Raw genomic sequence first — 10,635 nt, forward strand, 5'->3', positions numbered from 1 at the left:
CAAGGCAACCTGTGGAGGTTGCCTTGTTCGTTTATTCGTAACTAAACAGGTCGCCGCCGTGCATGTCAATCATGTCGAAGGCTTTACCCCCGCCACGTGCCACGCAGGTTAACGGATCGTCAGCAATGACCACCGGAATACCGGTTTCTTCCATTAACAAGCGATCCAAATCTTTCAGCAATGCACCACCACCGGTGAGTACCATACCGCGCTCTGAAATGTCTGATGCCAACTCTGGTGGAGATTGTTCCAGTGCAACCATTACCGCAGACACGATACCGGTCAGCGGCTCTTGCAGGGCTTCCAGAATTTCATTGGAGTTCAGAATAAAGCCACGCGGCACACCTTCAGCCAGGTTACGACCACGCACTTCGATTTCACGAACTTCTTCGCCCGGATACGCTGCACCGATTTCATGCTTAATGCGCTCAGCCGTAGCTTCACCAATCAATGAACCGAAGTTTCGGCGAATGTAGTTAATAATGGCTTCGTCGAATTTATCACCACCAATGCGAACTGACGATGAATACACCACGCCATTCAATGAGATAATTGCCACTTCGGTAGTACCACCACCGATATCAACAACCATGGAGCCGGTTGCTTCCGATACCGGCAAACCGGCACCAATTGCAGCTGCCATTGGTTCGTCGATCAAATATACCTCGCGAGCACCTGCGCCCAGCGCAGATTCTTTAATTGCCCGGCGTTCAACCTGGGTTGAACCACAAGGTACACATACCAGCACACGAGGGCTGGGACGTAAAAAGTTATTGTCGTGAACTTGCTTGATAAAATGCTGTAACATTTTTTCGGTAACGTAGAAGTCGGCAATCACACCGTCTTTCATTGGGCGGATAGCCCGGATGTTACCTGGTGTCCGACCAAGCATACGTTTTGCTTCCGCGCCCACGGCAGCGACACTTTTTGGTCCTGCGGCTCGCTCCTGGCGAATGGCAACAACGGAAGGTTCGTTCAGTACGATCCCCTGATCCTTTACATAGATCAGCGTATTGGCTGTTCCGAGGTCGATGGACAGATCGTTAGAGAACATGCCTCGCAGCTTCTTAAACATGTAGTGGTATTTCCTGTAATATACGCCTGAATTAACACCGTAAGGTGCGGGAAGACGGCGGTCAGACGTAAACTGATAACGTTGCGCACACTTTAACAATGGGGGCTATTTTGAGCAAGTAAACTGCCCCCATTAAAGAAAAAATATCTTAAGCGTTGTTGACCATGAAAGTACGGTTTTTGTTCATTTTAAGTGCGTCTTGCTCTCATTTCTTCGATTGAAGCTTGCTCAGAAAGAGAAAATACGTAGGAGTAAGCGCGAAACTTCCGGATTAAAAGCCTTCGCGCATATGAATTGTACGGTCGTTGCCACGGTAGATGCCGAAGAATAAGTCTGCCGACGGACTGTCATCTGCATCGATGTCGCCGTCGCCGTCCCAGTCTATATTCAGGTGATTCGCCCAATTAGCCCCTGGCGCAGCCGGGTCCAGTCTAATGCGCACTGAACCGCGTACGGCTACACCGTTGGACATAGCCGGGCCTACCGCAATAACACCATTTGCGCTTTCGCCATTTGTGAGGGTGCCACTTCCTGCAATGCCCGACAGTAAGCCTGTTAAATCCTGTTCATCATTGCCGGTAGAGGTATTTTCAAGCGTGATTTGCCCACTGCTTTGGGTGAAAGCAACTGCAGTGCAACTGTCGTCGGTATTCACCAGCCAGTTTCCATTGTTGAAGTATTCAGCAATGACCGGTAAACGCAGTGTTTCAGTTTCCGGGCCAAAGCTGTTTTCCAAGCGCAATCTGCCGTAGCGCATTTCGCTGCCCTGAACAGAAGCGATGGTAAAGCTTTCACACCCGTTTGGATAACTGGATTGATAGCATATGCCGTCGGTGTCAGTAAGCACACTGCTGCCAACAATAATGTCGACATCGGCGGTAAACGGCGAGCCGTTACCCGCACCGGTCGCCGGGGTTCTGATCTTGCTGTATTCAAGGCTGGTGTCGTACACCGTCATCACAGCATCACCGTCGTAATCGGCACTGTCGGTGATCACCGGAGTAGAGCCAGCGTTAAGTGTATTCAGAGTTCCCGAATAACCGCTGTTATCGGTAAAATACATATCACTCAGTGAACTTGCTGAAGGAGACAGGGCCCATAACGCATCGGAATAGTTAGCTGTGACTTGTCCTTTAGCATTGTAGGCCGTTATTTGCAGGGCAGGTTCTGCTCCGGCTGCAAATGCAAAAGACTGACCAAGGTAGGTAAACGCCGCACTACAACTCGGTTCAATTTGCGGGGTAGTTGCCGCAACGACATCGAAATACGCGGGGGTATAACGCCCCAGACTGACCCCAGTAGCGGTAATCGTCTGTCCTAAATACCCATTGTCCTGCAGATCAAATTGGTAAGTACCCACTTCGCTCATATAGGCTTCAGAATATGAATAAGCCCCTACGCTAAATGCCGGCACGCTGACAGATTGCCAGCTCTGAGTAGCGCTACTGCTCACAGATTGATTTGCACTAACGTAATACTGTCCTTCGCTCGCTGAGGCTGATGCGGGTGCCTGACGGGTAACGGCCATTTGCAGATCACCAGGCTGATAGCCGGGTAATGGACTGCCATTCGCGCCAAGCGCCGTAATGGATAACGTATGCCCGGTTCCCGCTGCAGACACAGCACTGGCATTAGTGCTGGCTTGCAACTGTGCTGGAATACTGTCGAGCTGACTACTGCCCGACTCAATAGTGGTGTTGTTGATGTTTGCCGTGGCCGTAATCGTTAATCGACCTGCATCGGCATAAGTTCTGCCGGCGAGACTGGTTTCCCCATTGCTGTCGAAGGTCAACTTTACCGGTGCACTGTTTTCTCCGAGACCATTGCCGCTGACGGGGACCCCGGCAAACGGCACAGAACATTGATCAGGCGAATAGGACGCGTTGCCCGGCGAGACACAGTCATACCCCAGGGTTACCGACTGTTGCCCGATCAGAAGCGCCTGACAAACCCCGGCATTCGACTGAACGGCCCTCAGACCCACTCGTCCCAAATCAGATTCAGCCACAATGGCGGGCAACGTTGTTTGATAAGGATTCGCGGTGTCAAAGAACTCAAAACCGCTATTCACAAAATTAATCACACAGTTGCTCGTACACTGCGTAGCATTGTCCGGTGCTGAAGCCTGGTCTGCTGCACTGACCGTGATATTGTACTGGCTGGCCGTGGTTTCTGCCAGGCTAAGCGTTGTAGATCCTGTAAACGTTACAGGGTTAGAGGAAGACCAACTGCCAGCAGGCAAATTCACGCTAACAGGATCACTCACCAGCTCAGAACAGCTGGCGTTTGCACAGGCTTTAAGAGTTACACTGGCGGCACTACAGGTAAGAGATTGGGTAGGATGCGTAACTTCGTAGTGATGGACCGAGAAACAGCGCTCGACATCGTCCATATCGTCGCGAATTTGCTGCCTGGATTGTTCATAGTCATAAATTCGCACGTCATCAAACTGACCATTTGCGGAGTTGTCGGTCATATAACCAACAAAATTAGATGAAGAATTGTCGCCAATCTTCATACTGGTTAAATCACCTAACGCCGGGTTGGTCAGATTCCACCGACCATACATAAATACCCGGCTGCCATTCACGTACAAATCGATATCTTCGCCGGGCATATTCCATGTCAGCGCGATGTTCACCCATTCGTTGGCTCCATAGCCTAACTGTTGAGTAATAACATCCATATTGTTACCGCTGGCGTCTTCCATACCAAAGCCTAGTTCACCGTTATTCGACAATGACATGTAGAAGAAATACCGATTTGACGCATCAAATAGTTGTCGGTTTCCCCCCCCAATCCAGGGCTGGTCGCTGCGGTACCAGAACGTAATTGTGCCTCGGTCGCCTACCTGATTGAGATCCAGGTTAGTGTTCACCGCATCCTGATAAGTATTGGTGTTATATGGCACATCCAGGGCTCGACACGAGATATCGTTAGACGGTTCAACGGGCTGCACACGCCCCATTGGCGTGCCGTTATTCAGATTTGTGGTTGAATCCAGCACTGTGTTAAACGTCGGCCAGGCTAATTCTTCGAACTTATAGTGTAGTCTTGGTCCTGTGCCGGCACAGGTGGGACAGGCGTAGTTTGAGGCCGTATAAAGCGCCTGTACATCGGCAGTGGTCAGTTCACCTGCGTATATTCTGACGTCGTCAATTTCTCCACGTAAAAAGTCTCTCAGCTCCCAGGAGTTGGACTGATAGTTACCGGAAGCACCGGCATTTGCGCCTAAAATGATGGGTTCCTGATTATTTCGCCAGCTAAATCCCGACTGAAAAAAACCGCCCAGGTATACACCATCCAGGTAAACGTTCATTCCGCCAGAGCCCCAAGTGTATGCCAGGTGATACCATTGCTCCCGTTCGTCAATAACACTACCGGTATAAATTTCGTAAGATTGATACTGTGTTTCTTGCCGAAATATCAGCTTGCCATCCTGGTCCACCAGTAAAGTGAACTGCCCGCCAAAATCCCGGCCGCTGGAGTCTTTCGAGAAAAGCGCCTGAAGGCTATTTCCATAGCTATCCCGGTTATGATCTAAATCAGACACTTTGAACCACATGGTTAGTGTACCGGATGAAAGCTGTAACCCTGAACCATGGTCGATATTGATGTGCTGATTGCCACCATCAAACCCCGACGCCTGGCATAAACGTCCATTGATAATGGCTGAAGCACCGTTTATTGAGCGCCCATTGTAGCCACTTACCACATCGACGACTTCGCCCGCAGTACCAGACAAACTGCACACGTCCATTTTCCAATGCGAAACCAGTGTCGCGTTGGATCCACAGCTAACACAGCTTTCTTCAGACTCCGCGTTTAGCAGCGCGATTTGTTGCGCTGATAACTGCTGATTGTACAAACGAATATCGTCTATACGTCCCTGATAAAAATCACCGAGATCTGAATACGATGTATTCTGCGGGTCGTGCTGACTGGCATTAGCGGCCACCAATAACGGTTTATTGTTGCTTTGCCAGCCTGAGGTATAGCTACTGTTGCTGCCCACCAGATTATTATCTACGTACACCTGCATCCCTGCCGGGCCAAAGGTGTAGACTACGTGATGCCATTGCCCTTCAATAATGACCGGCGACGTATTCAATTGATAAGTGGTGCTGGACGACTGCTGATTGACCTTGATGGCGCCGCTGTTGGTGACCCACATCGACACCTGCCCCCCTGAACCAATGAACCTTTCGTCTTTGGAGAACAGCGACATCCCCCCTTCCTGGGTGGAATTAAAATATGCCAGATTATCGGTATTCATCCAGAACGAAATGGCCCCTTCGGCAATAGCGTAGTTATTGCTGTGTGGCAGAAACAAGTAGTCTTCGTCCCCACGGAAATAAGCGGCCTGACAATATTGTCCATTGCTGTCGATACTCGGTGAGTTTACCGACCGGCCATTGTTCCCGGCGATACTGTCCACCACCTCGCCATTGGCGTTGGTTAGCGCACAGACATTCAGTGTCCAGTGGGCGACGGCGGTGGGCAAAGTCACAGTTTTCGTGCAAAGTCCGTCAGTTTCCAACGTCGATAAAGCAGCTTCGTCGTAAGTTACAACGCTACGGTCGTGCAAAATTATCTGCTGAGCATTGGAAGCACCGGTATGGGTGATATCGGTGTTATAGGTCACGCTGCTAGCACTGTATATGAACCCTTTTACCTGCGAGTATTGTCCAATGCTGACATACCCTTCAGAAATAATCGCCAACTGCGATGGCTGACCATTCGCATTGATGGGGTTGTTGATATTGGTAGACATAGCCCGGGTATAAATCACCACGCTGGCGTTGTTGGCAATGTCTATTCGGGCATTCTGACCCAATGTGAGTTGTTCAATCCAATACTCGCCGCCAGACAACGTAAGGGTGGCATTAAAGTTCACATTCAGGGATTTAATTCTGAACGGCTGAGCACTGCTATTGGTAGTTAAAGCGCCACCATTGCCTACCGTCACAGTGCGATAATCTCCTGCCTGCAAGGTGCTGCTTGAATAATCATTGACTCTGACATCGGTTGCACTGGAGGAATATTGATAAGACGGAAGCGACAATGCCCCGCTGGCATTGCCCGATATTTGACATGCAACAGAATCACAGCTGGTGCCACCGCTGTTGTCCAGCATACTGGCTACATCAAGGGTACCGTCACTGCCTATCAGGCGGCTTTGAGGTTGAAACTGGATATAACCAGACGCAGAATGCGAGGCAGCAGGATCGGGGAAAACCGACTGACAAGAAACAGCATGGGCCGCGGCGGGAAAAACGACCGCAACTAACGACAAAACCTGTTTAATCCACTGTTTCAACACTCACACCCTCATACTGGTATCTGTATATTTTAGTACACGATATGGCTATATACGGTACAGACAGGCATACCAGACTATTGTTCTTCAAACGCATCCATTTCCAGTGTCCGGCTGACCCATATGTCACCGGCCTGACAGACGCCTGTGCTCACAAACCGGTAATAGTTGTATTGCTGGTTTTGCTTTGTAATAGCCGTTGTTGTGCAGGCCGCCTGGTACTGACAGTTTTCCAATCCATCCCCCTGCGGTAAACCAGCACTGCTACTTACGGTGGCATTACATGCTGCGACCGGCGAGTTAAGCGGAAATGCAGAAGCGGCAATGCGTTGTAACCCGCTCTGGGCAGCGAATTTAGCGCGCGCCCCTAACACTTCATAAATCACTGATTGACTAGTGCCGGATAACAAATTGATCATGGTAATTCCAAGAAAAGCCAGCACCAAAATGACAAACAAGGTGATCACTAACATACTGCCGCGCTGTTTTTTACTATGGCACATTGGCAACGTGGATCTCCTGTTGATAAGCAATTTGCTCGCCGTTGTCAGAAAAACGCAATCTTACTTCAACAATAGCGTTGCTTTGTAACCGGGTAGAAATAATTCTGAATGGGTCGTCTTCGCTCGGGTTGTTTGCCGGATTCGCCGACAACACATTGACAACGTGCTCCGCAATCACGGGTAAGCCAGGGAACGCGCCAAGCTGATTGTTAATGATGTCGTTCTCGTAGCGAATGAGTGCATTTTGATACACACAAAAGCTCACCGCCCGGTCGACTAAATAGACTCTCGATGCCGGCGAGCTCTGCGCAAACTGCCCGGTAACCGACAGCTGCACAATATCGTCGCTGTCGTCCAGCGTACTGCAGTCGCCGTCACCATCATCGGTACACGCCGTTACGTTTACCCGACGGTTACGCGAAGCGTCATAGATATCTTCACTACGAGTAGGGTAAACAACGGCAAAGTTGTCGCCCGTGGGCAGCGTGTAAGGCACGTTATTGATATCGTGCAGCGCCACCACGTCCATCTCGAGATTACCGGGTTCGGGAAGGCGTGTGTACACAGTCGCCCAGTTTATGGGTACGAATTCCAAGCAGTGGTAACTGGTATTGCCGGTAATGCGTACGCTGTTTGGCACGGCATTCGCAATCTCCCGTTTTAATCGCTCAATAGCAAAGCGACTTTCCGTCACCAATTGCTCCCGGGTACTGACATCGATATAAGTTTGCATGGAACCACGCACAAAACTGGCGATCCCGGCACTGGCAATGCCCAGAATAACAATAACGGTGATCAGCTCGATTAACGAGAATCCCTGACTCTTACGCATCAGAAATTCCACCGATAGCTGGCAAAAGTCAGAGGCTCCCCGCCTGGCGTGGTTACCGTAATCGTGATCCGTTTCACGTTCGCCACCAGCGTGCCAGTATCAGGCACACCGTTCTGGTCGGCATCGTCGTCATTAATGCCGTCTTCATTACTGTCGTAATACACCGAGACCTGCGCTCGAAATCCCTGGTACAAGCTTTCGCCATTATTCAGCATTGCCTGACCTTGTACGTTCAGAATATTACCATCACGCTGATCCAATCCATGATAATCGTCGACATCGTCGTAACTGTCTCGACTCTCGCCGCTGTCTGGCCCCAAAGACCCGGACGCAGTGCAGCTTTGTCCTTCGTTGCAACGTGTGTTGCCACCGGAATGATCGGATTGCTCGTCAAACGACTTGGCATTAATTTCCGTTAACAAAGACTGCGCTAATTCACTGGCGCGAATTTGCCAGATTGGCTCAATACTGAGGCGAGATTGCGGACCTATAACACCAATGATAACCAGCATAATGATGGTGAACACCACGATACCGATAATCAATTCAATCAGGGTAAAGCCACGGACGTTAGCACGCATGTACGTACCCCTGACTTTCAATACACACATCCACACTGGACTCGCCAGTCAGTGTCACGCGGCAAGGCGTACCTGTATTGCAGTTGGCTGCACCGTTCAATGGACGGCCAAGGGAGTCAAATGCCAGATAAGAGAAGTTAGTAAAGTTGCCATCCCGGCTGCTGAGCACAACCGATTCATCGGATAACTCCGGCGCCTGTACCGCTAAAAATGCGGGTGCGCTGCTGTTGATGTTGCTGCCACAAGTGGCAGCGCCATTTCCCGGCGAATAATCCAACGAAGGCGGGCCATAGGCGCTTGCGGTACCATAAGCCAGATTAATACGAAAACAAAACCCGCTGCGTGTGTCTTGCATCGCGCGGGTTTGCATATTTCGCAGGGCTGTGATCAGTCTGTCCTGATAAGCGTATTCCACGTACCCATCACGAGACTGAAACCGCGTTGCCGCAATGACAGACAGCACGCCAATCAGCACTACCACGGTAATTAGTTCAATTAAGCTGAACCCCGAATTAAAACGATTACCGCGAAGTGATGTTATGCCATGCTGCATGGACAGTTAGATACAGCTTAACAGCCTGTTGTGACAGAAGTAACAGTGGCGGCAGTATTGGCCGTTGCTTCTGTGTACAGGGCGTAACAAGCTGCTGTTGCTGTTGTCGAGTAAGCCACGCCCTCAGGCGTAAATGCTGTCGACCCTGTGCTTGGGCCACCAGTGTCAGTACTTAGGGTTATATCCCAGTCGGCATCGGTGATATCAGTCCAACCTGCAAGGTTTGCAAAGGTCATTTGCTCTGCTTCCGGGTACCCGTAATGCGTTTCCACTGCAACGTTGTTTAGCGTTACCTGCGCACCATTATTTGCAGTACCAGTTGGATTTCCCTGCTCACCAGCAATAGCTGATTTTGCATATACAAGCTGTGCACCGCCTAAAAGCGCACCTCGCAAACCTTCTACAGTTGACGCCCGGGCATCACCCTGGAAATCAATAAACCGAGGTGCAGCTGTGACTGCAAGAATACCAAGAATAACGATCACAATGATCAATTCGATTAACGTAAAACCACGTTGCTGCATGTTAATTCCCCTTAAATGGATAACGCTATTATTCACAAGTTTAGTCTACAGTACAGGTATAAACCCGTTAATTAGACGAAATGTTATTAAACACAACCACCTGACCAATACGCGGGTCGTAAATAAATCCGTCCCCCGTGGTGTCATCAGTGGGTTGTACCGATTGGTTTTGCACTGATTTACTCAGATAATAAAAACACAAATCATTGCCACCAGACCCCGTGCCATTGCTGGCAGTCGTAAAATAACGGAATCTGTCGAACGGTCGGTTAGCCCAGTCAGACGTGATGGTTGGTGCGCTTTGCATGATCAGATTGAAAATGCTCTCGCAGTCCAGATTCGTCATACTGTCGTCTTCTGTACTCCCGTCGTTGTTTAATTGTCCGGTTGGATACCCGGTGTTCTTGTCGATAGCGACTAAAATGCCGTCCAACGTAACAAAGGTCTGGTTGGTGGCTTGATTTTCCTGCGGGCGGGCTTCCAGTTCCCATTCCGCCCGAACCAAACCCACCCCGGTAGCAAAGCCACCGGCGACGCCCTCAACCGTGGCATCTTCTGCCTGTTCAGTGACATCGAGGAATCGGGGGATAGCCACTGCAGCCAGTAAACCCAGCAGAACCACCACAATTACCAACTCAATCAGGGTAAAGCCTTGCGTAGTTGCAAAACCTCGCGGTGTAGCTATTCCAGCCTTTCGGTTTGTCATTCTCATCTCCTAACCTTTATTGCCCGTGACTCATTCGCCCCGGGTAACCACGCCAGTGTAAATACTGTAATCAAAAAACGGGCCGGTACTTACCCGGAACCGACATCGCGCATTGGGTACTTTTGCGTCGTCGTTATCGCTCGCATAGTACTCACCAAGCACTCTGAATCCTTCTACTCTTGCCGGCATATTCAGCAGTTGCTCCCACACCCGGGTACACCCCTCTGAATTGGGCTCGACCTTTGGCCAGCCAAAATGCGCCATTCGCACCGGGCGTCGCCCGACTTCCTTACCATTGCCATCGTAGTGCACCAGCATAATCATTTCCGGCCGCCCCTCTGCCTGCCATTGCCAGTGTGCATTAGTTGCACTGCCAGCAAACTGGCGTGCATAGCCGTCCATTAATTCGGCTTCAATGTCGGGCTCGGCGTCATACATGTAAACAATCGCCGTCCCCATCAAAATGGTGAACACCGCAATAACCACCAGGTTAATCATCACCCGGCGTAAATTGTCATCGGCTTCTTCTCTTGGCTTCACC

Annotated in this window: 9 protein-coding genes; all 9 read right to left on the reverse strand. The window is 50.3% G+C overall.

The annotated features are described in order from the left end of the window. Nucleotides 1–31: 31 nt before the first annotated feature. Nucleotides 32–1,075, reverse strand: a complete 1,044-nt coding sequence (locus BUB81_RS01095; RefSeq protein ID WP_073316955.1) for a rod shape-determining protein — start codon at nucleotides 1,073–1,075, stop codon at nucleotides 32–34. A 271-nt stretch (nucleotides 1,076–1,346) separates the two neighbouring features. Beyond that, a complete protein-coding gene (locus BUB81_RS01100; protein ID WP_139241467.1) occupies nucleotides 1,347–6,395 on the reverse strand; it encodes a laminin G domain-containing protein in 5,049 nt (1,682 codons plus the stop codon). Nucleotides 6,396–6,472: 77 nt separating this feature from the next. Beyond that, nucleotides 6,473–6,898 (reverse strand): hypothetical protein, encoded by a 426-nt coding sequence (locus BUB81_RS01105; protein WP_073316960.1) that lies wholly within the window; start codon nucleotides 6,896–6,898, stop codon nucleotides 6,473–6,475. Continuing rightward, entirely contained in the window at nucleotides 6,888–7,730 is an 843-nt protein-coding gene (locus BUB81_RS01110) for a PilW family protein (RefSeq protein WP_073316964.1), read from the reverse strand. Before BUB81_RS01110 ends, BUB81_RS01105 begins: the two co-directional genes overlap by 11 nt. Further along, on the reverse strand, nucleotides 7,730–8,311 hold the full coding sequence (locus BUB81_RS01115) for a type IV pilus modification PilV family protein (RefSeq protein ID WP_073316967.1): 582 nt from the start codon (nucleotides 8,309–8,311) through the stop codon (nucleotides 7,730–7,732). Before BUB81_RS01115 ends, BUB81_RS01110 begins: the two co-directional genes overlap by 1 nt. Further along, nucleotides 8,301–8,864, reverse strand: a complete 564-nt coding sequence (locus tag BUB81_RS01120; protein ID WP_073316970.1) for a type IV pilin protein — start codon at nucleotides 8,862–8,864, stop codon at nucleotides 8,301–8,303. Before BUB81_RS01120 ends, BUB81_RS01115 begins: the two co-directional genes overlap by 11 nt. A gap of 17 nt (nucleotides 8,865–8,881) precedes the next feature. Further along, a complete protein-coding gene (locus BUB81_RS01125) occupies nucleotides 8,882–9,388 on the reverse strand; it encodes a prepilin-type N-terminal cleavage/methylation domain-containing protein (RefSeq protein ID WP_073316974.1) in 507 nt (168 codons plus the stop codon). 67 nt (nucleotides 9,389–9,455) lie between these two features. After that, nucleotides 9,456–10,094 (reverse strand): prepilin-type N-terminal cleavage/methylation domain-containing protein, encoded by a 639-nt coding sequence (locus tag BUB81_RS01130; RefSeq protein ID WP_175555752.1) that lies wholly within the window; start codon nucleotides 10,092–10,094, stop codon nucleotides 9,456–9,458. Nucleotides 10,095–10,124: 30 nt separating this feature from the next. Beyond that, complete coding sequence (locus tag BUB81_RS01135) at nucleotides 10,125–10,634, reverse strand: hypothetical protein (RefSeq protein ID WP_073316979.1); 510 nt, start codon at nucleotides 10,632–10,634, stop codon at nucleotides 10,125–10,127. Nucleotide 10,635 lies beyond the last annotated feature (1 nt).

This window comes from Marisediminitalea aggregata, assembly GCF_900129565.1.
Lineage (GTDB): Bacteria > Pseudomonadota > Gammaproteobacteria > Enterobacterales > Alteromonadaceae > Alteromonas > Alteromonas aggregata.